Annotated in this window: 1 protein-coding gene; it reads left to right on the top strand. The window is 74.2% G+C overall.

Going from position 1 to position 400, the window contains the following annotated elements; genetic code table 11:
* On the top strand, positions 1-300 hold a 300-nt coding region (locus JHD74_RS26135), incomplete at its 5' end, for a hypothetical protein (protein ID WP_199063923.1).
* Between the last annotated feature and the right edge of the window lie 100 nt (positions 301-400).

Raw genomic sequence — 400 nt, 5'->3', positions numbered from 1 at the left:
CCCCCCCCCCCCCCCCCCCCCCCCCCCCCCCCCCCCCCCCCCCCCCCCCCCCCCCCCCCCCCCCCCCCCCCCCCCCCTCTCCAAGCAGCAGACGGCATACGCGATGATACCTCCTGTCTCGTGGGCTCGGAGATGTGTATAAGAGACAGGTCCATCCAGACGGTTCGCCAGGCGATGAAATGGGCTGAATCTCGCGTAACCGGGCTGTTTGTCGACTATGAAGAAAACACGCTCGCGCTCGGTTTCGAGGCCTGTCTCTTATACACATCTGACGCTGCCGACGATGCCAACTGGGTGTAGGGGTCGGTGGGCGCCGGGGGGGGAGGGGGGGGGGGGGGGGGGGGGGGGGGGGGGGGGGGGGGGGGGGGGGGGGGGGGGGGGGGGGGGGGGGGGGGGGGGG

Origin of the sequence: Serratia sp. ASV30 (genome assembly GCF_016428815.1) — a bacterium.
GTDB classification, from domain to species: Bacteria; Pseudomonadota; Gammaproteobacteria; order Enterobacterales; family Enterobacteriaceae; genus Chania; species Chania fonticola_C.
The sequence above is the reverse complement of the archived record's forward strand: the minus strand, read 5'-3'. Positions and strand labels throughout refer to the sequence as shown.